The sequence below is a fragment of the Streptomyces boluensis genome, from assembly GCF_009908195.1.
In the GTDB taxonomy this organism is placed as follows: Bacteria; Actinomycetota; Actinomycetes; order Streptomycetales; family Streptomycetaceae; genus Streptomyces; species Streptomyces boluensis.
Map to the genome: position 1 here is coordinate 18946 of NZ_JAAAHS010000006.1, position 21784 is coordinate 40729.

Consider the following 21784-nt stretch of genomic DNA (forward strand, 5'->3'; position numbering starts at 1 on the left):
TGGAGGTCTCCGTGCACTTCCGCTCCACACCCGCGCCCCCTGGCCGTCCACCTGCGCCGGGTACGGGTGACGGCCCCGACGGCGCCCCGCGGCGCGTACGGCGAGCGTTCCTCGCCGTGAACGGGGCGCCCCTGGCCGTCGGCATCGTGCTGTCCTGCTCCACCGAGGCCACCGGCGTGGACGTCGTCGGGCGACTCACGCTCGGCGTCGTATGGGGCGTGCTGCAACTGGGCGTCTTCCTCGCCAGTGTGTGGTGGTACGAGGACCGGTGCGCGCGCGTGCGCCACCACGTCGAGCTGTCTCCAGCGCCCCTCGGACCGGCCGGTGCAGCAGATGCTCCGCCGATGCGAGAGGCCGGGTGGTGAGCCGATGACCACTCCTCTGCTCTTGAGTTCGGCTCCCCTCGACCCGGTCGGCTCGGCGGCTCGTGCCCCGGTGATCACTGCCTTCCTCGTCTTCATCGGCCTGTGCCTGCTGTGGGTCTTCACGCTCGCCAGCCCTGACGAACGCCCCGAGAGCCTCTACATCGCCGACCGGTCCCTCACACCCCTCTTCAACGGCTTCGCCCTGGCGGGTGAATACATCACCGTCGTCACGCTGTTCACGGCAACCGGCGCGATCGCCCTGTTCGGCTACGACGGGTTCGCCTCCGCCGTCGACAGCGTCATCGCACTCGGGGCGCTGCTGCTCCTCGCCCGGAAGGTCCGCGAAAGCGGCTGCTTCACCCTCGGCGGTCTCTTCTCCCTGCGAGCGTCAGGTCCGGGAGTGCGCACGGCGGCGGCCGTGGTGACGCTGTTCATCACCGTTCCCCTGCTCGTGGTCCAACTGCGTGCCGCCGGCATCAGCGCCGCGCTCCTGATCGGCATGTCGACCGACACGGCCCAGGTGGCCTGCACGGTGCTGATGGGCCTGCTCGTCGCCTGCTTCGCCGCGGTGGCGGACCTGCGAGGGGCGAGCTTCGTACAGATCGCCAAGGTGCCCGTCACCTTCCTTGCGCTCTCGGTGATCACCCTGCTCGCGTTGCGGAAGTTCTCGTGGAGCCCCGGCGACCTGCTCACGGCAGCGGTCGAGCAGAGCACGGATCCGGACGGGTATCTGAGTCGCGGTCTGTGGGCGCACACGGCGGGGCTCGGCCCGTTGAACACCATCAGCGACCACATCATCGTGATCCTCGGAATGGCGATGATGCCGCACCTGCTCCTCCGCGTCGCCGCCTCGGGGAGCGGACGGTCCGCACGTCGGTCCACGAGCATCGCGGTGGGGCTGACGGGAGTCTTCTATCTCCTCCTGATCGCGACGGGCTTCGCGGCCGCGGCGGTGGTCGGCAGCGGGCAGATCGGCGCGGTCGACGCCAACGGGCAGGCGGCCCCGATCCTGCTGGCCTCCGGCGTCCTCGGGCACGCGTCGACGGCGCGCGTGGTGGTCATCACCGTCGTCGCGTGCGTCGCCTTCCTCGCCGTACTGACGGGCGTGACCAGCGTGACCTTCGCCGCCGCGGTGTCCCTCACACACGACGTCCTCGCCCGGACCAAGCGCCCCCTAGGCGCCACCGGAGAGGTCAGGGCGCTGCGCACCACCGTCGCCGTCCTGTGCGTGGGCGGCCTCGCCCTGTCCGCCGCCGTGCACGACTACCCCGTCGAATTCCTGGTCACCTTCTCGTTGGGCACCGCGGCGACCTGTGTCTTCCCCGCGCTGATCTACTCCTTCTTCTGGCCGGGCTTCAACCGCAGAGGCCTCCTGTGGTCCGTCTACGGCGGGCTTTTCCTCTGCACAGCCCTCACGTTCTTCTCGCCCACCGTCTCCGGGACCGACTTCGCGTTGTGGCCGGAGGCGTCCTTCGACTGGTACCCGTTCCACACCTCGGGCCTGGTCTCCGTACCGGCGGCCTTCCTCCTCGGATGGCTGGGCAGTACGAGGCAGCCGGCGCTGAGCGGCCGCGGTACGCGACGCGCGGCGTCCCAGCGGACGAGCGGCAGCGGCACCCGCCATGAGGCCCCGCCCGCCTCGGTCTGGCGGGGATGACCGGATGCGGCTCCGGGCCAGGAGCCGCCAACTGGCCCGGACCGCACGTCACTTGACGACGACCGGCGGGACGCAGGTGCTCGACGCACTGCCTCGGACCGCGGCAGACAACCCCTGGCACGGCCCGTCAGCCCGGCAGGGCCGAAAGCCAGGCGGCATCCGCCGGGGCGTAGTCGCTGAGCGTGCGCCGGGCCTCCCAACCCCGGCGCCGCGCCTTGGTCACGTCCAGGACGACGGAGTTGGCGAGTTGGTCGACGGCGTAGCGGGTGAGGGGCTGCTCGGTGTGCGGACGCAGCCGGGTCAACGCTGCGGCGGCGCGTACCGCTGTGGCGGTGACCGGCCGCGGCAGGTGGCCGATGCGGGCGCGGACACCGTGGGCGCGCAGCACGGTCCGGATGGCCTCGTCCCGGTCGTACGGGGCCGGATCGGCGATGTTGTACGCGCCCTCGGGCCAGTCGGCCGCCGCCAGACACGCGTCGGTGAGGTTCTCGACGGCCGTCAGGCTGAGCCGGACGCTCGGCCCGGGGAGCATCAGCAGCCCGTGCCGGACGCGGGAGAGGAGCCGGGGCGCCAAGTGGGGGTCCCCGGCGCCGTAGACCGCGCGCGGACGCAGCACCACGGCACCGGCGTCGAGGGCGAGGGCCTCACCGGCGGCCTTGGTGCGCCCGTACGCGTTGAGGTGGCCGCGGACCGGATGGTCCTCGGTGATGTGCGTGCGGCCGGGGCCCCGCTCGTACACGCTGGCACTGCTCACCCACACCACGGGCCGCCCGGCCGCGGCCCGGAGGAGGCGGGCCGTGCCGTCGACATTGACGGCGTGCATGGCGGCCTCGGCGGGGGAGCGCGGGCACGGGTCGCCGACGGCGGCGGCGCAGTGGACGACGAGGTCCGCGCCCGACAGGTCGGGGATGTCGCGTGCCGCGTCCCAGGGGATGTGCCGCCCGACCGGGCCGGGGCGGCGCCCGACGCACAGGACGTCGGCGCCGCGGGCGGCGGCCGTGACGGCGACGTGCGAGCCGCAGAAGCCGCTCGCTCCTGTGACGGCGATGGTGGTCATGGGTGCTCCGGTGGTGCGGGGCGGGCCGTGGCCCCGCCGCTGCTGGTGGTTCGGCCCGTCCGCGTGGCCCGGACGGTGAGTGTGCGCCAGCCGGGCAGGGCCGCGCGGCGGTCGACGCGGGCGCGCAGGACGGTCGGTTGGTGGGGCGCGAGTGCGGCGAGCGTGTCGTCGAGTTGGGCACGGGCAAGCCGCGCGCCGGGACAGGCGTGCGGGCCCGCGCCGAACACGAGTTGGGCCACGTCGGCCGGTGCCGGGGCATGGGTGTCGGGCGGCTCGCAGTGGGCGCGTGCCGCGTGCCGGGCGACCAGGATCAGGCGGTCGCCCGCGCTCACCGGGCATCCGCCCAGCTCGGCGTCGGCGGCCGCCACGCGGGGCAGCAGCGGGGACGGTGCGACGACGCGCAGGAGTTCGCGTACGAGCGCCGGGCGCAGCCGGTCGTCGGCGGCCTGGTCCCAGAGCCCGGCGTCGGCGCACCATGCGGCGGCCCGGGGCAGGGCCGCGACGGTGGTGTTGACGGCGGCGACGGCGAGCATGGCGCGCAGCGCGGACTCCGGGGCCGCGTCGCGCGGGCAGCCCGGCGCGAGGAGCGCCTCCAGATGTGCGGCCGCTGCGGCGGCGGCGCGTGCGGTGCCGGGCGGCCGGGGTCCGGGCAGATGGTCGCGTACGGCGGTGGCAGCCGCGTGTGCCGCGGCTTCGGCGATGTCCTCCGGGTCGGCCCGGGTGTCGAGGAGTGCGCGGACGGTGGCGCCGGCCAGTTCGCGGGCCAGGGGGACGAGGTCGACCGTGCGGCCGGTGCCGAGCGGGGCGAGCCGGCGGGCGAGGACGTCACGCCAGACGGGGCGCAGGAGCTCCACGCCGCTCGCGCCGAGGTCGTCGGCGAGGGTGCGCCGGGTGTTCCGGTGGTCGCTGCCGTGCTGGTCGAACAGCGTTCCCCCGGCGGAGAGTTGGCGGGCCGCGCCGCCCGTGGTGCCGGCCGCGGTGCGGTCCAGCGGGATGCGGGTGAGGGCGTGCCGGTACGGCTCGGTCCCGTGCACGAGGAGCGTGCCGCCGACCCGGGTCACGTCCTTGCGGCGCGTGGCCGCGAGGAGGGCGAAAAGCACGGGGTGGGAGCGGGTGTGGACGCGGCGGTCGCGGCGCAGGGCCCGGCCCGTGGTGGAGGTCCGGCCGGTCATCGGACGTGCACCTGCCCGAGCTCGGCCGGACGGTAGCGGCGGTCCCAGGACCACAGCAGGGTGCGGCGGGCGCCCCACGCCCGCAGCCGCCTGAGACTGGTGTGCACGACCATCCGCTCCGCGCGTGCGATCCGGTCGCTGTGCTCGCGGGCCCGGTTGAGCAGGACCACGTCCTCGGGCGGCCCTTCCAGCGGGGTGCGGGGCGCGCCGCCGCAGCGCAGGTACAGGTCGGCGGTGATGGCGAGGTTGTGGCCGTGGCACAGCACATAGGGGGCGCGGTAGCGCGGGTGGCGGTGTGCGGAGCGGTAGCGACCGTACAGCGCGGTCGCCCGGATCACGGCGGGGAGCAAACGCTCGACGGGGGTGGGGTGTTCGTCGCTGCGCGGGACACTCCGGCCGCAGGCCATCTCGGTTCCGCGGGCGAACTCGGCGCGTGCCGCGGCGATCCAGTCGTGCGCCGGCAGGCAGTCGGCGTCGGTGCGTACGAGCAGTCGGGCGCCGTGCTCGATGGCGTGCCGGAACCCGGTGTCGACGGCGGCGCCGGTGCCCCGCTCCTTCTCGTGGACCAGGTGCACGGGCATGGGCGCGGTGGCGGCGAAGCCGCGCACGAGCGCGGCGGTCCCGTCGGTGGAGGCGTTGTCGACGACCACGAGGGTGTAGCGGGTGTCGGTCTGCGCGGCGAGCGCGTCGAGGGTGGCCCCGATGGACTTCTCCTCGTTGTAGGCGGGCACCACGGCCCAGAGCAGCGGACCGTTGTCGGGTGGCGTCATCGTCGGCTCCGTCGGGCGGGGCGGGCGCTCTGTTCGGCGAGGCGCGCGGCGGCGAGGCGGGCGGTGGCGGCGCGGTCGGGCTTCAGGGAGCGGCCGGAGAGCGGGATGTCGGCGAGGAGCACGGCGTCCGGCCGGGCGGCGCCCATACGGTCCAGGGGCCCGGCCAGTGCGGCGCGCAGGGCGGTGCGGTCGGATCCCGGGGCGGGCTGTACGACGGCGACGAGGTGCTCGTCTCCGTCACCTGCCGGTACGCCCACGATCAGGGCGAGTTCGACTCCCGGGACGTGCAGCGCCGGTTCGTACAGACCGGGATAGATGTTCTCCGCATGCCTGAGCACCATGTCCTTGTGGCGGCCCTCAAGGACGATCCGGCCCGAGTCGAGGCGCGCCCGGTCACCGGTCGCGACCCACGGGTCCGGCTCCTCGCCGAGATAGCGGTCGCGTGCGGCCGGGCCGGACAGCAGCAGTTCGCCGTGCGCGTCGGTCTTGGCGGTCACTCCGGGCAGGGGTGCGCCGACGAGGTCGCCGTCGCCCGTGAAGGCGGCCTTGTCGGCCTGCTCGACGGCAGCGGCCGGGAACAGTTCCGTCAGGGCGTAGACGCCCCACGCCTCGGCGGCGCCCGCGTGTTTGACGCGGGTGAGGAGTTCGGTGCTCGCGGGCGCCGAACCGGTCCAGACCCGTCCGGTGAACCGCCCGCCGGCCGCCAGCACGCTCCGCAGTTGAGGAGGCGTCAAATACGTGGCCTGTGGGGTGAGTTGACGCAACTGGCGGGACAGGGAGCGCGGGGACCGGGCGGGCAGCGCGACCGGGGCGCCGCTCGCGAGGGAGGGCAGCAGAACGAAGAAGGTGCCGCCGAGGACGGGCCGCCCGGCGGCGGGGCGGACCAGGTCGACGACCGTGGCCATGCCGGCGGCGAGCGAGGAGCGGCTGTGCACCACGGCGCGGGGCCGTGAGGTGGTGCCCGAGGTGAATACGACGACCGCGTCGCCGTCCGCGTCGACAGGGCGCGGCAGTCCCGTCGTACGACCGCCGTCGTCCAGGGCCGGGGCGCAGCCGGGCAGTCGGGGCCCGACGGTGACGACCGGGCCGAGGTCCGAGAGCTGCGGCAGGGCGAGCCGGGCGCGGCGGGCGAGCGGTCGGGCCCAACCGGCAGCGGCCTGCGCGGTGGCGTCGGCGAGGACCAACTCGGGGCGGGCCAGGGCGAGTCGGGCGCGCAGCACGTCCGGTCCGGCGCCGGGGTCGAGCACCGCGGCCCGCGCGCCGAGCCGGTGCGCGGCGAGCATCACGGCGAGGGCACGGGGCCCGGGGCGTACAGCGACGCCGATGGTGCTGCCCCAGGTGACGCCCCGCCGGTGGAGCGCGCCGGTTAGGGCGTCGGCGAGGTCGGCCAGGTCCCCGTTGGTGACCTTGGTGCGTACGGCGCCGGTAAGGCCTGTGCCCAGGAGGGCGGGCCGGTCGGGCCGGGCCCGCAGGGCGTGGGCGAGTGTGTCGAGCATCAGCGTGGGTCCTCCCCGTGGCGGCCCGGACCCTTGTCGAGGTACCAGCGGGCGGTGCCGGTGATGCCGTAGGCGCGCAGCCTGCGGGTGGAGTTCTCCACGGCCATGTCGCGGGCGTGGACGATGGCGGTGGTGTGGCGGCGCACCCGGTTCAGGAACAGCCGGTCGGTGGGGGACGGACGGCGCGGCATGCCGCCGACGCGGTCGTACAGGGCGGCCGTGATGGCCATGTTGTTGCCGGCGTGCATCCGGTAGGGCGCGAGATAGCCGTGGCGGCGCCGGTGGGCGGGGCGGATCCGGCCGAAGAACGCGGCGATCCGGACCAGGGCGCGGAACCCGGCACGCCCGAGGGGGCCGTGCTCGTCGCGGCGGGCGTCGATGCGGCCGCACACCAGGCCCGCACCGTGGCGCAGGGCGTCGCGGGCGCCGGCGGTCCAGCCGGGGCGCGGCAGGCAGTCGGCGTCGGTACGGGCGAGGAGGGCCGCGCCGTGGTCGATCGCGTAACGGAAGCCGGTGTCGACCGCGCAGCCCACACCCTTCTCCGGCTCGCTGAGGACGTGCACCGGGAAGGGCGCCCAGCGGGCGAAGTCGTGCGCGATGGCGGCGGTGCCGTCGGTGGAGGCGTTGTCCACGACGACCAGCGTGAAGTCGCGGTCGCGCTGGGCGGCGAGGGCCCGCAGGGTGGCGCCGATGCGCGCGGCCTCCTGGTGGGCGGGCACCACGACCCACAGGGCGTTCACGCCTTCTCCCAGACGAGGGTCATGAGGCTCACGCCGCCGCCGAGACCGACGAACAACACCCGCTCTCCCGGCCGCAGTTGCTCGTGGACGAGGTCGAGCTGCACGCCGAGCGTGGCGCTGGCCATGTTGCCGAGTTCCGGCACGGTGACGACGAGCCGGTCCCGGGGTACGCCGGTGAGTTCGGTGAACCGCTCCAGGTACGGGACGGTGACCTGGTGCACCAGGATGTGCCGGAAGTCGTTCCAGTCGAGGCCGGTGCGCTGCCGCATCCGGTCCAGGACCGACGTGCCGACCTTCTCGAAGACCTCGCGGAGTTCGCCGCCGTCGCCGTGGAAGTACGTGTGCTCGTCCCCGCGCGGGTGGCGTGAACCGCCGCCGAAGATCCCGCCGACCGGCCAGTGCTCGGAGTGGGTCTCGGTGTCCACGTCGAGGATGCCGCCCCGCTCCACCTGCTCAAGGACGACGGCCGCGCCCGCGTCCCCGAAGGTGTATCCCGCGAAGCCGTCGCGGAGTTGGCCCGGCCCGGAGGGCGCGTGCCGTACGGCCCGGCTCGGGGTCTCGCCCGTGACGACGAGGGCGCGGCGGGCGCGGCCGGCGAGGATCATCGAGCGGGCCGTGTCGATGCCGTTGACGAAGCTGTTGCAGGCGTTCGTCACGTCCAACGCGTGGGCGCGGGAGCCCAGTTCGGCCTGAACGATGTGCGCGGTGGCCGGTTCGACCATGTCGCGTGTGGCGGAGGCGAACAGCAGCAGATCCACGTCGCACGGAGTGAGTCCGGCGCGTTCCAGTGCGGTGCGGGCCGCCCGCACGGCGAGCGTCGAGGCGTACTCGCCCTCCGCCGCGGCGCGGCGCGTGCCGATGCCGGTGACGCGTTCGAGGGTCCGCTCGGGGAGGCGGACGCCGGAGGCGGCGGTGATCTGCTCCTGGAGGTCCCGCGACGTCACCTCGGTGTCGGGCAGGCAGGAGCCCACCGAGGTGATCCCGACACGGAGCGCCGCTCCGCGAGCAGCGTGGTCTATATGCATGCGGGGACGCTACGAGCGGCGTCACGCGCCCCGCCTGAGCACGCGTACTCAGATGGCCCTGCGTAGTCGGTCACCTTGCGGGGTGCGCGAGTCGGGGCGCAGGGGGCCGTCGGCTGGATCCGGGCGACCCGGAGGCAGGCGTTCCGTGGTCCTACGGAGACGGCCGGCCCCCGGTGGGCGTGTCGCCCGGGGCGGTCCGTGGTTCACTCCTCGCCGACCAGCGGGCTGTCGTCCGGGAGGTGTAGCGGCCGCGCGCACCCTCGGCCACGGCGCGGCAGATCTCCCGCGACTCCTCGGCCGGCGGTGAGGTGGTCGTCAGGCGGATCCCTTGCCGGTCGTGGCGCCCTTGATCAGGTCGGCTGCCTTCTCCGCGGCCATGATGGTGGGCGCGTTGGTGTTGCCGCGCGGCACGGTCGGGAACACGGACGCGTCGACGACACGCAGCCCCTCGACGTCGTACACCCGCAGCTCGGGGTCGACGACGGAGCCGATCGCGCAGGTCGAGGTCGGGTGGTACAGCGTCTGCCCGGAGCGCTGCGCCCAGGCGAGGAGGTCCGCGTCGGAGTCGGAAGCGGGTACGTCGTACGGGCTCGTGACCAGCTCGGTGACGGCCTGCTGAGCCGCGATCTCCAGCGCGATCCGGATGCCGGCGACGAGGGAGTCCCGGTCCTCGGCCGTCGTCAGATAGTTGTGCACGATGCGGGGCGCGGCGTCCGGGCGCGGCGAGCGCAGCGTCACCGCACCGCGGCTCGTCGGGGCGAGGACGCACGGCCCGAAGGAGAATCCGTGCTCGGACACCGGACCGAGGCCCTCCTGGTGGAAGAGGACCGGCGCTGCGTGGAACTGCACGTCGGCGGCAGCGAGTTCGGGCCTGCTGCGGAAGAAGCCGCCGGTCTCGGCGACGTTGGAGGACAGCGGGCCGCGCCCCTCGCTCTGCAGCAGCGCCGCGTTCTCCGGCGAAGCGGCCGACACGAGGGACTCGGTGTCGGTCCGGAAGTTCAGCAGCGTCATGTAGTGGTCCTGCAGTCCCTGGCCCACGGGCAGGTCGCGTAGGACCTCCAGGCCGAGGGCGGAGAGCAGCGCCGCCGGTCCGATCCCTGACAGCATCAGCAGCTTCGGGGACTCGTACGCGCCCGCGGACAGGATCACCTCCCGCTCGGCGCGGACCACCTCGACCGCCCCGCCCCGCTCCACCTCGACGCCCACGGCCCGGCCGCCCTCGACCACCACGCGGTGCGCACGGGCCGACGGGAGCACGGTGAGGTTGGGCCGCTCGAGCGCCGGGTGCAGGAAGGCGACGGCCGAGCTGCACCGCATACCGCCGCGCTGCGTCAACTGGTAGCGCCCCACGCCGAGTTGTGAAGGACCGTTGAAGTCGTCGTTCGCCTTGTGCCCGGCCTGTTGGGCGGCCCGTACGAAGGCCGTGGCGAGCGGGTGCTCCGACCTGCCCTCGCTGACGGTCAGCGGCCCGCCCGCGCCGTGGTGCTCGTCCGCGCCGCGCTCGTTGTCCTCGGAGCGCTTGAAGTACGGCAGGACCTCGTCGTACGACCAGCCGGTGGCCCCGGTCGCGGCCCAGCCGTCGTAGTCGGCGCGGCTGCCCCGGATGTAGATCATCGCGTTGATCGAGCTGCAGCCGCCGAACACCTTGCCGCGGGGCAGGTACGTCCGCCGGTCGCCGATGCCGGGCTCCGGATCCGAGTCCAGGTCCCAGTCGAGCCCGGACTTGAGCAACTGCGGGAAGGCGGCCGGGACATGGACCTCCTGAGCGGTGTCGGGCCCGCCGGCCTCGACGAGGGCCACCCGCACGTCGGGGTCCTCCGAGAGCCGCGCGGCGAGCACACAGCCCGCGGAGCCTGCGCCGACGATGACGTAGTCGTACATGCTCATCCCGTCCCTTGAACGAAGAACCTGGCTGAAGTGCCTGGCTGAAGAACCTGACTGAAGTGCCTGACTGGGGAATGCGTGCGACGAACGACGTGCCGGCGAGCGGTCAAGGAGTTGATCGTGGCTCACTGACCGGTCGTGCCGGGAGTAGAGTTCCGGCCCCGTACGGGCGAGCCCAACAGCGCGACGACGACGTCGAGTTGACCGGACGGGCCGCGTCGCGCAGCCCGTGCCCGGCCAGGCGCGCCGCCGCGACCGCTGTCGCGCGTGTCGCCTGAGCCGTGTGCCATGACCACACACGGTTGTCCGTCCGGGCCCGCGAGTGCGTCGCTCGTGGCCGGAAGATGCCAGGCGGCACAAGCGACGCCATGGCTGGTGAAGGTGACTTCCGCGCTGTGTCTGTCTTGCGTCCTCGTCGCGCACCGGCCCGTCCCGCGCGCAGACGACACCGGCCCGCAGGCACCGGCCCGCCGGCGGTGAACCGCAGTGCGGGGCAGCGTGCCCGCCAAGCGAGAAGGGGGGCTGCTACGATCTCGAATCGTGTTCGAGAACATTCCGGCAAACCGGCAGCAGAAGCGCACATCCGGCGTCCAGCGCCGTGGCCAGGAGCGCCGAAAGGCGATCATCGACGCCGCCGAGTCGCTGCTCGCCGAGCAGGGTTACGAGGCCGCCACCCTCAAGGCGATCGGCGAGCGCGCGGGCATTCCGACCGCGTCGATGTACCACTACTTCCCCGACCGGCACCAGGTCGAGGCCGAGCTCCTGCGCCGGCACACGGCGGAGCTCGACGCCCTCATCACGGCCACCCTGGACGAGCCCGAGGCGCAGACGCTGCGCGAGGCGGTCGACGTGGTGATCGACCTCCTCCGCGACTACTACCGCGCCAACCCGAGCTGCACCCAGCTGTGGTTCGCCGGCCGCCACCAGATCCTCGTCGACCTGGTGGAGGCGTTCGACGAGGTGCAGGCGGAGCGGCTCTGGCGCCACCTCGTCGACCGCGGTCTCGCCTCCGCCGACACCCCGCTGCTCGCCGTCCAGCTCTCGTTCGAGGTGGGCAACCGCCTCTTCGACGTGGCCTTCCGCCGCTCCCCGGACGGCGACGACACCACGATCGACGAGGCCCGCCGCCTGATCACCGCGTACCTGGAGTCGTACGCCTGAGAAGGCACGAACACGCTGTGCACCCCGAGGCGGCCGGGGTGTTCCGCGAGGCCCACCACGGGACGGGTCGTCGACCTGTCATCCGCACGGTCCCGCGGAGGATGCCCATCGCTCACGAGATGTGCAGGCTGGTGCCCCGGGCGGGGCTCGCGTCCGGGCACGTCAAGGGGGAGGGCCGCACAGAAAGGACCCCATGGGCACGAGGCGCGTGACGGGCCCCGTGAGCGGCAGGGCGAGTGGCGCCGCCCGCTGGCTGGCCCGGCTTGCCGTGCTCGCGGCGACCGGCTCGCTGGTCGTACTCGCACTGGCCGTGGGCGACGGCGGTCTTGTGGTGGTCGGCGCGGGGCTGCTCGGCCTGGTGCTCTGCGCCGTGGGCATCTGGTGGTTCGTGGCCCACCGTGGTGTGGTGCGGCTGTTCGGGGCGGTTCTCGGAATTGCGGCACCCGTCGACGTGTTGGTGCTTTTCGGACACCGGGGGCTGTGGCGGACGGCCCTGGTGCTGATCCTGTGCTGGGCCGCGTCGCTGGTGTGCGCCCGTGCGGCGCTCGTACGGGCGCGGTCGCGGCGTCGGCGGCGGATCGTCCGGGCGGCCCGGCCCGAGCGGGCGGTGCTGATCATGAACCCGCGTTCCGGCGGCGGGAAGGTCGGCCGCTTTGAACTGGTCCGGCGCGCCGAGGAGTTGGGCGCCCGGGTGATCCTGCTCGACCCGGACGCCCCCGCCGACATCACCGCCCTCGCCCGCGAGGCCGTGGCCGAGGGCGCGGACCTGCTCGGTGTGGCGGGAGGCGACGGCACACAGGCCTTGGTCGCGGCGGTCGCCGCCGAGCACGGACTGCCGTTCCTGGTGATCTCCGCCGGCACCCGCAACCACTTCGCCATGGATCTCGGCCTGGACCGTGCCGACCCCGCCCGCTGCCTGGACGCGCTGACCGACGGCGAGGAACTCCGCGTGGACCTCGGGGACGTCTCGGGCCGCGCCTTCGTCAACACCGTGTCCTTCGGGGCGTACGCCGACGTCGTGCAACGACCCGGGTACCGCGACGACAAGGCGGGCACGGCACTCGCCCTCATGCCGGACCTGCTGCTGGGGGAGGGCGCACGACGGCTCGCTGCACGCGTCGGCGGCACGGAACTCCTCGGCCGGCAGGCGCTGTTGGTCAGCAACAACCCGTACACCTCACCGGACGTGCTCGACGGCGCGGGGCGGCGGCCGCGGCTCGACGAGGGAGTGCTCGGCGTGCTCGGCATCCGGGTGGAGACCGCCGCCCAGGCCGCGGATCTCGCGGTGCGCGGCTCGCAGTCCGCGGCGCTGACCGTCATGACCGCGCGCCGCGTGGAGGTGAGCGCCGACGCGGACACGATCCCGGTGGCCGTCGACGGCGAGGCCCTCCAACTCCCCACACCCGTCGTGTGCACGCTGCGCCCAGGTGCGTTACGCGTCGTCGTACCGCGCCACCGGCCCGGCGCCATCGCCCCGCCGCCGCGCGTGAACTGGCGCCGCATCGTCGACCTCGCTTTCACCACGCCCCGCCGGCGAAAGGCACGCCCGTGAACCGGACAGTGGCTGAGGGCCGGCGGAACCAGTGGCTGTCCGAGCGCCGCCGGACCGTCGCGAGCGCCGTCGTCGCGGCGGCCGCGGCCGCCCTGCTCCTGATCTTCGACGGGAGTTGGGAACAGGTCACGGCGGCGGACGTGTGCGTGCTCGTCCTGCTGACGTACCTGTTCCCGTATCTGCTGGTCACGACGGTGGCATTCTCGACCGCATCGCCGGAGCGCGTACGGAACTGGGCCCGGCGGGAGGCGCGGGGCACGGTCCTTCAGCGGTACGTGTACGGGACGGCGCCCGGTCCGGGGGTGTCCGTCTTCATCGCGGCGGCCGCGCTGGTGGCGGCGGTGGTGTGGCTGCCCGGACACATCGGTTCCGCCTTCGCGCCCGCACCGCGTGCGGCGGCCGCGTTCGTCCTGGTCGCCGTGGCGTGGGTCTGTGTGGCGGTGTCATTCGCGGTCGCGTTCCAGGCGGACAACCTCGTGGAGGACGGAGGCGCGCTGGAATTCCCCGGCGAAGGGGGCGGCGACGGGGAGACGGCCTGGGCGGACTACGTCTATTTCGCCTTCTCGGTGATGACGACGTTCGGCACGACGGACGTCGACGTCACGTCCCGCGAAATGCGCCGGACGGTGACGGCCAATGCGACCATCGCGTTCGTCTTCAACACCGTCACGGTGGCGTCCATCGTCTCGGCGCTCGGAGGGATCTGAGCCGGGGCAGGCCGAAGGAACTGCCCTGATTCTCAGATGCGCTCCCACCAGCCGAGGGCCAGGACGGATCCCTTCTACGGCGACGCACCCGAACGTGCCCGGTCAGTTCACCGAAGCCGCCCCGCGGCGGGCATTGCGGCGGCTTCCGTTGATCAGGTCGTTGAAACGGTCGACGGTCCAGATGATCCGCAGCCCCAGCGCGCCCATCATCAGCGGGCGAGGGAACTTGGGCTTCTTCGCCCACAGCGTCTTCAGGTCCTCGTGCTGCTCCCCGTCCACGATCAGGTCGGCGATGAGGGAACCGACGTACGGCGCCTGGGCCAGGCCGTGGCCGTTGCAGGCGACCGAGTAGAAGACATCGTCGTCGATCTGGCCGGCGAGCGGCAGCCACGACGAGGTGATCCCGATCCAGCCGCCCCAGGCGCGCGCGGCCGCGACGTCGGCGAGCTCGGGGAAGCGCGTCTCGAAGGCGCGTGCCAGATCGGCGACGACCGCCTCGTCCGGGTCCCGCCGGGGGAGCGGGTAGCTCTTTCCCCGCTGGAGCCGACGGACGCCGAACACGATGGTGTTGCGTGCGGTCAGCCGGTAGTTCTCCATGATGTTGTGCTGGGTCACCACTCCCGACCGGCTGGTCCACTCAAGCGCGGCCAGGCGCGCGGGATCGATCGGCTCGGTCTCCACCTCGCTGACCCAGATCGGCGAGGAGAGCCGCTGGGGCGTGATGGCCAGCTCGCCACCGAAGGCGTTGGTCGCGAGCACGATCTTGTGTGCGCGCACCTCGCCCCCTGGCGTCCTGACCGTGACGTGATCGCCGTCCTGCGTGACGTCGGTGACGCGGGTCTGCTCGAAGACCCGGGCGCTGGATGCGAGGACGGCGCGGCGGATGCCGAGGCTGAACTTGCCGGGGTTCAGCAGCCCGCCGACGGACTCGCGCATACCGCCGACGAATCCGCGGGGGATCCCGAGCTCCGCGCTCGTGCCCGACTCGACCTGCGCACCGGCCTTCCGCAGCAGCTTCGTCACGCGGCGCACGCGGCCCATCTGCCCCCGGGACACGGCCGCACAGACGTTGCCCGTCGCCTCGTAGTCGCAGTCGAGGTCCAGTCGTTCGATCAGCTGCTCAAGGAAGTGCGCGGAGTTCTCGGCGAATCGGACGATGCCGGGAAACCTCCTCGGGTAGAGCAGGTTCAGGAGCTGGATGTCGCCCCCCGGAGCGCCCGCCACCTGCCCGGCGTTGCGTGAGGCGGAGCCATGGCCGCAGAACTCGGCCTCAAGCAGCACCACGTCCTTGCCGCGCTCGGCAAGCCGCAGCGCCGTCGACATGCCTGCCAAGCCGCCGCCCACGACCGCGACTTCGCAGGTGACGTCTTCGCGCAGGGCGGGCCGGACGTCGCCGGGCGGGTCGACCCATCCGCTGAAGGTGGTGTATTCGACGTTGTCCGTCCTCATGGCTGTTCCTCGTTCTCACGTCGTACGTGGGTGTCGTACGCGGGTGTCGTACGTAGGGGGATGTCGTCGCAGGGCTGCTCGGCGTCAGGCCAGCCTGCGCTTGAGGATCTTTCCGCTGCCGGTCATCGGCAGGCTCGGCACGAGCTCGACGATGCGGGGGTACTTGTAGGAGGCCATCTGCGCCTTGCCCCAGGCGACGAGTTCGTCGGGGGTGACGGCGGCATCCTTCTCGGGGATCACGAAAGCCTTGATCTCCTCGCCGTGGCTGTCGTGCGGGACGCCGATGACCGCCGCGAGGCTCACCGCGGGATGGGTGTGCAGCACCTCTTCGATCTCGCGCGGGTAGACGTTGAACCCGCCGCGGATGATCAGGTCCTTCGCGCGGTCGACGATGTAGTAGAAGCCGTCCTCGTCACGTCGGGCGAGGTCCCCGGAGCGGAACCAGCCGTCGCGGATCACCTCGGCCGTCTCCTCGGGGCGGTTGTAGTAGCCCTTCATGACGTTGTGGCCCCGGATCGCGATCTCGCCGACCTGGCCGGGCTCGGTGACCTCGCTCCAGTCCGGTCGGATCAGCTTCAGCTCCACACCCCAGATCGGGATGCCGATGGAGCCCGGTCGCGCGGCGAGCCGGGGGTCGCTGAACGTGGCGACGGGAGACGTCTCGGACAGCCCGTACCCTTCGAGCACGCTGACGCCGAGACGCTGCTCGACCTGGTTGATGATCTCGACCGGCAGGGCCGCCCCGCCCGAGATCCCGATCCGTAGATTTCCGGCGATCCGGTGGACGTCGATGTCGTCGGTGAGGGCGTTGAGCAGCCCCCACCACATGGTCGGCACGCCGGCGAAGAACGTGATGGTCTCGCGGTTCATCAGCTCGACCACCTCACGGGCGGCGAAGCGCGGCACGAGATGCAGGGTCGCCGCGACCGAGAACCCCGCGTGCATCTGCACCGTCGCGCCGAAGGTGTGGAACAGCGGAAGGCACACCACATGGCTGTCGGTGGCCGGTGCACTGCCGAACAGCCGGTTGTTGGCAAGGACGTTCAACATGACGTTCGCGTGCGAGAGTTCGGCGCCCTTGGCCTGGCCGGTCGTTCCCGACGTGTACAGGATGACCGCGGTGTCGGTCGGCTCTCGAACCACCGACTCGAACTCGGTGCTCATCCCGGCCAGCGCCTGACCCAGGGTCTCGGTGCCGGCGACCGGGCCGGCCGCTTCCTCGTCGGAGGTGATGACGAAGAAGTGCTCGACCGCCGAGATCTCGCGGAATCCGGCATGGCCCTCAACGGCCATGGCCAGCTCCGGAGTTCCCTCGAAGCAGAAGTACGCCGAGACGTCCGCGTCGTCCAGGTGGTACGCGATCTCCCGGCCCTTGAGCAGGACGTTCAGCGGCACCACGACCGCCCCGGCCTTGAGCACGCCGTAGTACACGATCGGGAACTGCGGCAGGTTGGGGCAGCTGAGCGCGACCTTGTCGCCGGGGCGGACGCCCCGCGACACCAGCAGGTTGGCGACCTGGTTCGCCGCCGCGTCGACCTCCCGGAAGGTCAGTCGCTGCGAGCCGAGCACGAGCGCGTCCCGGTCGGGAAACGTACGGGCGGAGTCCTCGAGGAGGATCGAGAGGTTCAGCATGGCGGTGCTCCCATGGTGGCTGCACGACAACGGACGGGTTTCACAGCGGCAGCTCCGGCGAGTCGACGCCGACCACCCGGTCACCGCAGAACACCCGGACCGACTCGGCCGGTCCGTGACCGCCGAGGCCGGCCGGCCCCCAGAAGCTCTGCGCGGAGTCGTCACCGAGGTCGGCGATCTTCGCGCCGTTGACCCGCACCTCACCGGCGAGGACGCGGGAGCCGACCTCGACCGCACGCTCGGCGTCGCCGCCGAACACGTAGGCGTCGAGCCCCGAGGGGTTGGAGTTCGCGATCCGCAGCGCCTCCTCGTCGGAATCGACGGCGTGCAGGGACACGACGGGACCGAACAACTCCGCGGTGGCCCTCGCCGGGTCGGCCCCGGCGGCGACGGTGGGGGACAGGAAGTACCCGTCGAGCTCGGGGAGTCGGGCCGGCTGGTGGACGGTCGCTCCCAGGGAGCGCAGTCCGTCGATCCGGCTCTGCAGTGTCGCGAAGTGCGGTGCGTTCGAGATCGGGCCGAGCTCGGTGCCCTCGTCGAGCGAGTGCCCGACCACGACCTTGGAGAGGCGCTCGGTCAGCGCTTCGAGCAGCGGATCGAGCAGGCTCCGGTGGGCGAGTACCTTGCCAGGACCCTCGCACCACTGGCCGTTCAGCTTGGTCATACCGTCGAAGATCCCGTCGGCGGCGACCTCGACGTCGGCGTCGTCCAGGACAAGCGCCGGGTTGTTGCCGCCCAGCTCCAGTTGCAGGACCTTGAAGTCCTCCGCCGCACCGCGGGCGATCGCGCGCCCGGCGGCCGGACCGCCGGTGAACGACACGATCCTGACGCGCGGGTCACCGGTCAGCGCGGCCCCGACATCGCCGCGGCCGTGCACCAACTGCAGGGCGCCGCTGGGCAGTCCGGCCTCGACGAAGCACTCGACGACTAGCTGCGCGCTGCCCGGGGCGTGCTCGGACGGCTTCAGAATCACCGGGCAGCCCGCGGCGACCGCACTCACCACCTTCGCCGCGGGGATGAAGCTCGGCCCGTTCCACGGCGTGAGGATCGCGGCCGGCCCCCACGGGACCTTGTACAGCCGCACGTCACGTCCGCCCGCCGCCAGCGGCCGTACGCGGGGAATGCTCAGCAGGTCCGCCGCCGTCGCCCGGATCCGGGCGGGCAGGAAGGCCGTCACCTTCCGGGTGACACCGATCGGCACCCCGCTGGTCAGGGAATCGGTACGGGCGATGTCCTCGGCCCGGCCCTCGATGAGCGCGGCGACCCGTTCGAGCATGTCCGCCCGCTCGCGACGCGCCTCCTCGTCCCACCGGCCGACGCCGTACACGCGCTCGGCATGCCGCAGGGCGCGTTCGACGTCGCGGGGTGCGGTCGTGGCCATGCGATGCACCGGCTGCCGGGTGTTGGGGTCGATGTTCCACGCGTCCCGGTCGTCCCGTACCGCCTCGCAGTCGCTCCAGGCGTCCGCGATGTAGTTCACCGGCCGGGGGAGCGCCGTATCGGCCGTCACCGTCTCGCCGTTCGACATGTGAGTCACCTCTGCAGTCACCTCTGCATCCCTTGCGTGTCAGGCCTGGAGGTCGACGACGATGCGGGTCACATCGCCGCTGCGCATGGCCTTGAAGCCCTCGTTGATCTCGCCGAACGGGATGACCTGCGTGACCATCTCGTCGAGCAGCAGCCGCCCCTGCCGGTACAGGCGCGCGAGCTGGGCGATGTCCTGGCGTACCTGCCCCGAGCCCATGTACGAGCCGATGAGGCGCTTCTCCTCGAAGAAGAAGTCCGGGGCGGGCAACCGGAGTTCGGTGCCTTCCGGGGCGATGCCCACCAGGCAGGCGGTTCCGGTGGGCCGCAGCACCGACAGGGCCGTGGCCGCCGTACGGGCCGAGCCGACTGCCTCGAACGAGTAGTCCACCCCGTCGCCAAGGAGGTTCCGCACTTCTGCGGCGACGTCTTCGGCGCCCCCGTTCACGACGTGGGTCGCCCCGTAGCCGCGCGCGGCCTTCAGGCGCGCTTCGTCCAGGTCGATCGCGACGACGGCCGAGGCTCCCGCGAGCCTTGCTCCCTGGATGATGGCCGACCCGACGCCGCCGCAGCCGATCACCGCGACGGTGCTCCCCGGGCGCACCCGGGCAGCGCGGAAGACGGCTCCCACACCGGTGATCACACAGCACGCGAGGAGACACCCCACGTGCAGCGGCACCTCGTCGTCCAGCTTCACCAGGGCGTTCTCACGTATGAGCGTGTGCCGCGAGAACGCGCCGATGTCGCCGAGCCGCTCGACCGGCTTGCCGTCCTTCAACTGAAAGGCGGGGCGCGGGCGTTCACGTACTTCCGCGACGCGCAGGCACTGCGTCGACCGGCCCGCCTCGCAGTTGACGCACCGGCCGCACGACGGAGTCAGCGCCCCGACCACGCGGTCGCCAGGCCTCAGCCCGGTCACCGCGGAACCGGTCGCCTCGACCACGCCGGCCACCTCGTGGCCCACCACCACCGGCAGAGCGGTAGGGACCGTTCCGGTCATGTAGTGCAGGTCGCTGTGGCACAGACCCACGTGGGAGACCGCGACGCGCACCTCGTCGGGCTCGGGGTCGTCCACCTGGATCGCCGTCATCTCGAGCGGCTCGTTCAGCGCGGTGAGCACCGCGGCCTCTGTCTCGATCACGTCCACGTCTCCTCTGTCGTACGGGCGTCACGGCGCTGTTCGCCGGCGCCCTTCGCGTTCCAGAAGCCCTCGATGCCCGCGCTGAACACGCCGCTCTCCCAGGCCTGTTGCGCGGCGGCGTCCTCACGGGCGAAGGCCTGCTCGATCTCGTCGGGCCGCGGCCGGAGCAGCGCGAGGTGCAGCGCCGTCGTGTTGTTCTCCGGCGTCCACTCGACGACCAGGTCGACGGCCCGTTCGAGCAGCTCCTCCGGCGCGACGATCTCGTCGAGGAGACCGATCCGCCGGGCCTCCTCGGCGCCGATCCGCGGCGAGCCGAGGACCATGCGCGTCGCGTGGTTCCGTACGAGGCGGGTGAGCAGCAGGCTCGACGCGTTCGAGATCGTGATGCCGCGGCCGTTCTCCGGCTGGTAGTACTCCGCCGCCGGGGTGCCGATCCGCGCGTCGCAGCAGAGCGTGATCTCGGAGGCGCCGCCCACCGCCAGGCCGTTCACCGCGGCGACGACGGGGACCCGTGTCTCCACGACGGCCCGGGTGATGTCGTGGAAGCTCTCGACGGCCGCACGGACCTGCGCGTACGAGGTCGGCGCGGCCTCGAGATCCTCGCCCGACGAGAATGCCCGGCCCGTACCGGTGAGCACGATCCCGCGTACGTCCGCGCCTGTGCCGAACTCCCGTACCGTACGGGCAAGTTGCAGCCGGGTGGCGACGTCCATGGCGTTGAGCTTCTCCGGACGGCGCAGGGTCAGCACGGCCACATCGCGGACGACGTCGACGCCGAGGCGGCCCTCGGCCGGGACGGCGGACGCGCCGCCGGTCCTGCCACGGGAACCCAGGTCGTACGTGACACCGGGCTCGTTGGCGGCGCGGGTCCTGAGGGCCGGCTTGGACACGCGCGCGGACGGCGTCCGTGGGAAGTCCGCGACGAATTCGACGTAGCGCGGCACCTTGAAGCGGGCGAGCTGCCGGCCGGCCCGGTCGACGATCCTCTCGGCGGTCGACCGGTCGGCCGCCACTCCGGGGACCAACTGCACGAACGCCTTGACCTCTTCACCGAGCGTGTCGTCGGGCTCGGCGACGACCGCGGTCGCCATGACCGCGTCGTCCCGTTCAAGCGCGGCCTCGACCTCGGCGCTGGCGATGTTCTCGCCGCCCCGACGCACCATGTCCTTGATCCGCCCGACCAGTTGAAGCCCGCCGTCCGGCCGGCGGACGACGACGTCACCGGTGTGCAGCCAGCCTCCCCCGGCGGCTACGCCCTCATTGCCGGGGGGACCCCCACTCCGCAGCACCCGTGCGGTGTCCTCCGGACGGTTCCAGTAGCCGCGCATCATCGGCTTCCCGGAGACCACCAGCTCACCGGGCGCACCGTCGCTCAGGTCGGCGCCCTGCGAGTCGACCACCCGCACCTGCTTCGTCGGCACCGGCTGCCCGAGGCTCCCGGTCCCCACGGCCCGCACGTCGTCGACGGGCGCGAAGAGGTCCACGCCTGACTCGGTCATGCCGTAGATCTCCCGCCACGGCGCGCCCCAGCGCTCCTCCAGCTGCGCGTGGATCCCCACCGGAATGCCCGAACAGAGCACCAGGCGCAGGTCGTTGTCCAGGTCGTCGGCGCTCGGTGGCTGCTTGAACAGCAGCGTCGGCATGGACCCGAGTACGTAGAAGAACGTGGCGCGATGGCGGCGGACATCGGCGAAGAAGCCCGATGCGGAGAACCGCGGCAGCACCACAAGCGGCGCCCCGATGGTCAGGGCGAGCGCGGTGTTCCACTGCGGATCCATGTACGAGAACGGCTGCGCGGTGAGCAGCACGTCCTCGGCCCCGAGCCCGGTCACCCCGGCGCAGGTCCAGCCGAGCCGCACCCAGTAGTCGTGCGTGAGCATGCACGCCTTGGGGAAGCCGGTGGTGCCCGAGGTGTACTGCAGGTTCGCCAGCGTCCCGGCGGTGACGCGCAGCGGGGGAGCGGTCGCGGGGAAGGGCGCGGACCCGTCCGCGGCGACGTCGACGACCCGCAGGTCCGCCAAGTCCCGCTCGGCGTCGGTGACTTCCTTCAGAAGACCGGCCCGCTCGTCGTCGGTGAACACGACCCGCGCTCCCGAGTCCCGCAGCAGAAAGGTGAGATCCGCCCGCTGGTACGAGGAGTTGACCGGTACGACCACAGCGCCGGCCTTCAGCGCGGCCAGCCATACGACCGGCCAGTGCACGATGTTCGGAAGCATGATCGCGACGCGGTCACCGGTCCGGACTCCGTCGACCTCGATCAGCCGGTGCGCGAGCCTGGACGTCCAGGCCTCGATCTCGGCAAAGGTCCAGGACTCTTCCCCGAAGCGCAGGAATTCCCGGTCCGGCGATTTCCGGGCACGCTCGGAGAGCAACCCGGTCAGCGTCGCGATATGCGGGTCTTCGCCCATCTGGTCGGCTCCGACGGCCGGTCGGGGGTGGCGAGAGGACACGT

At 72.5% G+C, this 21784-nt stretch carries 17 protein-coding genes; 5 read left to right on the forward strand and 12 right to left on the reverse strand.

Features of this window, described 5'->3' with window-relative positions; all coding sequences use genetic code 11:
• Nucleotides 1–116 precede the first annotated feature (116 nt).
• Together GUY60_RS01775 and GUY60_RS01780 are read left to right on the forward strand one after the other, a co-directional pair.
• On the forward strand, nt 117–365 hold the full coding sequence (locus GUY60_RS01775; RefSeq protein ID WP_161693042.1) for a hypothetical protein: 249 nt from the start codon (nt 117–119) through the stop codon (nt 363–365).
• 4 nt (nt 366–369) lie between these two features.
• Nucleotides 370–2022, forward strand: coding sequence for a sodium:solute symporter family transporter (locus tag GUY60_RS01780; RefSeq protein WP_161693043.1), 1653 nt, complete (start codon nt 370–372; stop codon nt 2020–2022).
• Between the two features lie 127 nt (nt 2023–2149).
• Here the strand turns inward: GUY60_RS01780 and GUY60_RS01785 are convergent, their stop codons facing one another.
• From GUY60_RS01785 to GUY60_RS01815, 7 genes are all read right to left on the reverse strand, one after another.
• On the reverse strand, nt 2150–3079 hold the full coding sequence (locus tag GUY60_RS01785) for an NAD-dependent epimerase/dehydratase family protein (RefSeq protein WP_161693044.1): 930 nt from the start codon (nt 3077–3079) through the stop codon (nt 2150–2152).
• Nucleotides 3076–4251, reverse strand: a complete 1176-nt coding sequence (locus tag GUY60_RS01790; protein WP_161693045.1) for a cytochrome P450 — start codon at nt 4249–4251, stop codon at nt 3076–3078. Before GUY60_RS01790 ends, GUY60_RS01785 begins: the two co-directional genes overlap by 4 nt.
• The gene (locus tag GUY60_RS01795; RefSeq protein ID WP_161693046.1) at nt 4248–5021 is read right to left on the reverse strand and encodes a glycosyltransferase family 2 protein; all 774 of its coding nucleotides are present in this window, start codon (nt 5019–5021) and stop codon (nt 4248–4250) included. Before GUY60_RS01795 ends, GUY60_RS01790 begins: the two co-directional genes overlap by 4 nt.
• Nucleotides 5018–6517 (reverse strand): class I adenylate-forming enzyme family protein, encoded by a 1500-nt coding sequence (locus GUY60_RS01800; protein WP_161693047.1) that lies wholly within the window; start codon nt 6515–6517, stop codon nt 5018–5020. The genes GUY60_RS01795 and GUY60_RS01800 overlap by 4 nt, the downstream gene beginning before the upstream one ends.
• On the reverse strand, nt 6517–7257 hold the full coding sequence (locus GUY60_RS01805) for a glycosyltransferase family A protein (protein ID WP_312866147.1): 741 nt from the start codon (nt 7255–7257) through the stop codon (nt 6517–6519). Before GUY60_RS01805 ends, GUY60_RS01800 begins: the two co-directional genes overlap by 1 nt.
• Nucleotides 7254–8282: a 3-oxoacyl-ACP synthase III family protein gene (locus GUY60_RS01810; protein ID WP_161693048.1), complete on the reverse strand. Its 1029-nt coding sequence runs from the start codon at nt 8280–8282 to the stop codon at nt 7254–7256. The genes GUY60_RS01805 and GUY60_RS01810 overlap by 4 nt, the downstream gene beginning before the upstream one ends.
• Before the next feature lie 315 nt (nt 8283–8597).
• On the reverse strand, nt 8598–10169 hold the full coding sequence (locus GUY60_RS01815) for a GMC family oxidoreductase (protein ID WP_161693049.1): 1572 nt from the start codon (nt 10167–10169) through the stop codon (nt 8598–8600).
• Between the two features lie 537 nt (nt 10170–10706).
• Here GUY60_RS01815 and GUY60_RS01820 point away from each other — a divergent pair.
• The 3 genes from GUY60_RS01820 (at nt 10707) to GUY60_RS01830 (ending at nt 13586) form a co-directional block, all read left to right on the forward strand.
• Nucleotides 10707–11327, forward strand: a complete 621-nt coding sequence (locus GUY60_RS01820) for a TetR/AcrR family transcriptional regulator (RefSeq protein ID WP_312866148.1) — start codon at nt 10707–10709, stop codon at nt 11325–11327.
• A gap of 193 nt (nt 11328–11520) precedes the next feature.
• Entirely contained in the window at nt 11521–12879 is a 1359-nt protein-coding gene (locus tag GUY60_RS01825) for a diacylglycerol/lipid kinase family protein (protein ID WP_161693050.1), read from the forward strand.
• Nucleotides 12876–13586 (forward strand): DUF1345 domain-containing protein, encoded by a 711-nt coding sequence (locus tag GUY60_RS01830; protein WP_312866149.1) that lies wholly within the window; start codon nt 12876–12878, stop codon nt 13584–13586. Before GUY60_RS01825 ends, GUY60_RS01830 begins: the two co-directional genes overlap by 4 nt.
• 102 nt (nt 13587–13688) lie before the next feature.
• Here the strand turns inward: GUY60_RS01830 and GUY60_RS01835 are convergent, their stop codons facing one another.
• The 5 genes from GUY60_RS01835 to GUY60_RS01855 form a co-directional block, all read right to left on the reverse strand.
• Complete coding sequence (locus GUY60_RS01835; protein ID WP_161693051.1) at nt 13689–15035, reverse strand: NAD(P)/FAD-dependent oxidoreductase; 1347 nt, start codon at nt 15033–15035, stop codon at nt 13689–13691.
• An 84-nt stretch (nt 15036–15119) separates the two neighbouring features.
• Nucleotides 15120–16667, reverse strand: coding sequence for a long-chain-fatty-acid--CoA ligase (locus GUY60_RS01840; protein WP_161693052.1), 1548 nt, complete (start codon nt 16665–16667; stop codon nt 15120–15122).
• Between the two features lie 40 nt (nt 16668–16707).
• Nucleotides 16708–18195, reverse strand: coding sequence for an aldehyde dehydrogenase family protein (locus tag GUY60_RS01845; RefSeq protein ID WP_161693053.1), 1488 nt, complete (start codon nt 18193–18195; stop codon nt 16708–16710).
• Between the two features lie 39 nt (nt 18196–18234).
• Nucleotides 18235–19332: a Zn-dependent alcohol dehydrogenase gene (locus GUY60_RS01850; RefSeq protein WP_161693054.1), complete on the reverse strand. Its 1098-nt coding sequence runs from the start codon at nt 19330–19332 to the stop codon at nt 18235–18237.
• Nucleotides 19329–21740, reverse strand: a complete 2412-nt coding sequence (locus GUY60_RS01855) for an AMP-binding protein (protein WP_161693055.1) — start codon at nt 21738–21740, stop codon at nt 19329–19331. Before GUY60_RS01855 ends, GUY60_RS01850 begins: the two co-directional genes overlap by 4 nt.
• Nucleotides 21741–21784: the final 44 nt, after the last annotated feature.

What these genes read in the sequence shown, in the direction of transcription:
- GUY60_RS01780 (WP_161693043.1), top strand. Translation starts at nt 370, where the DNA reads ATGACCACTCCTCTGCTCTTGAGTTCGGCTCCCCTCGACCCGGTCGGC.
- GUY60_RS01785 (WP_161693044.1), bottom strand. Translation starts at nt 3,079, where the DNA reads ATGACCACCATCGCCGTCACAGGAGCGAGCGGCTTCTGCGGCTCGCAC.
- GUY60_RS01790 (WP_161693045.1), bottom strand. Translation starts at nt 4,251, where the DNA reads ATGACCGGCCGGACCTCCACCACGGGCCGGGCCCTGCGCCGCGACCGC.
- GUY60_RS01795 (WP_161693046.1), bottom strand. Translation starts at nt 5,021, where the DNA reads ATGACGCCACCCGACAACGGTCCGCTGCTCTGGGCCGTGGTGCCCGCC.
- GUY60_RS01800 (WP_161693047.1), bottom strand. Translation starts at nt 6,517, where the DNA reads ATGCTCGACACACTCGCCCACGCCCTGCGGGCCCGGCCCGACCGGCCC.
- GUY60_RS01810 (WP_161693048.1), bottom strand. Translation starts at nt 8,282, where the DNA reads ATGCATATAGACCACGCTGCTCGCGGAGCGGCGCTCCGTGTCGGGATC.
- GUY60_RS01815 (WP_161693049.1), bottom strand. Translation starts at nt 10,169, where the DNA reads ATGAGCATGTACGACTACGTCATCGTCGGCGCAGGCTCCGCGGGCTGT.
- GUY60_RS01825 (WP_161693050.1), top strand. Translation starts at nt 11,521, where the DNA reads ATGGGCACGAGGCGCGTGACGGGCCCCGTGAGCGGCAGGGCGAGTGGC.
- GUY60_RS01835 (WP_161693051.1), bottom strand. Translation starts at nt 15,035, where the DNA reads ATGAGGACGGACAACGTCGAATACACCACCTTCAGCGGATGGGTCGAC.
- GUY60_RS01840 (WP_161693052.1), bottom strand. Translation starts at nt 16,667, where the DNA reads ATGCTGAACCTCTCGATCCTCCTCGAGGACTCCGCCCGTACGTTTCCC.
- GUY60_RS01845 (WP_161693053.1), bottom strand. Translation starts at nt 18,195, where the DNA reads ATGTCGAACGGCGAGACGGTGACGGCCGATACGGCGCTCCCCCGGCCG.
- GUY60_RS01855 (WP_161693055.1), bottom strand. Translation starts at nt 21,740, where the DNA reads ATGGGCGAAGACCCGCATATCGCGACGCTGACCGGGTTGCTCTCCGAG.